The following is a 1181-nucleotide window of genomic DNA, read 5'->3' on the forward strand; positions in this document are numbered from 1 at the left end:
CATGACCACGTAAATTAAAACACCTAAACCGATAATACCGACCCATATTAAAGAAAGATCAATCATGACGGTTCTCCCCAGAGTTTTGTTTGCTGTCAATATTTTCATCAACTGCACTAAGTGGACGCATCGGTGTTTTAAAGTGTCCTACGCCGCCTGCTTCCATATTTGGCGTGTCGATAAATACAGGGCCTTTATTAATGAGTTTTAAGGTGTAGTAAATTCCACTACCAAAAACAATTGTATACACCACCACAAAAATAAAGAGACTTAGACCCACCTGATCTGCTGAAACAGTATGCGATAAACCATCTTTGGTCCGCATAATGCCATAGACCACCCAAGGTTGACGGCCTACTTCGGTAGTAATCCACCCAGCCAGCATTGCCACATAACCTGCAGGTCCCATCACTACAGCAAATTTATGAAACCATGATGTTTCATAGAGTTTTCCTCTTTTACGTAACCAAAGAGCAATGAGTGATAAGGTGACCATAAGGACGCCAAGACCCACCATGACACGGAAACTCCAGAAAATAATGGTCGAGTTTGGACGGTCTTCAGGTGCGAATTCTTTTAAGCCAGTCACTTGCCCATCTAAACTGTGAGTCAAAATTAAGCTACCCAAATATGGAACGCCCACTTCAAAGTGATTTCGTTCTTCTTTCATATCCGGTATGGCAAATAACAGTAACGGCATAGGCTCGTTATGATTGGTTTCCCAGTGGCCTTCCATTGCAGCAAGTTTGGCAGGCTGATGCTCACGAGTATTTAAACCGTGGTTATCGCCAATTACCACTTGTAAACAAGAAGTCACAAGTACCATCCATAAACCCATCGAGAATGATTTTTTCACCAATTCATCACGACGGCCTTTTACCAAGTGCCAAGCAGATGTTCCGACTACCAATAAAGATGAAACCAAGAAGGCAGCAGCACCCATATGCGCAAAGCGGTAAGGGAAGGACGGGTTGAAGACAATAGCTAGCCAGTCTTTTGGCACAATAATGCCATTTTCGATGGCAAAACCTTGCGGCGTTTGCATCCAGCTATTGGACGATAAAATCCAGAACATCGAAATACATGTTCCGATGGCAACCATAAGCGTTGCAAAGAAATGGGCTCTAGGACCAACACGACCCCAACCAAACAGCATGATTCCTAAGAAACCCGCTTCTAAG

Annotated in this window: 1 protein-coding gene; it reads right to left on the reverse strand. The window is 43.5% G+C overall.

Annotated elements, in window-relative coordinates; genetic code table 11:
* Nucleotides 1–58: 58 nt before the first annotated feature.
* The coding region (locus C1642_RS13175) for a cytochrome ubiquinol oxidase subunit I (RefSeq protein ID WP_228153880.1) at nt 59–1181 on the reverse strand (1123 nt) is incomplete at its 5' end.

Source organism: Acinetobacter sp. AKBS16 (assembly GCF_002899995.1).
GTDB lineage: Bacteria > Pseudomonadota > Gammaproteobacteria > Pseudomonadales > Moraxellaceae > Acinetobacter > Acinetobacter baumannii.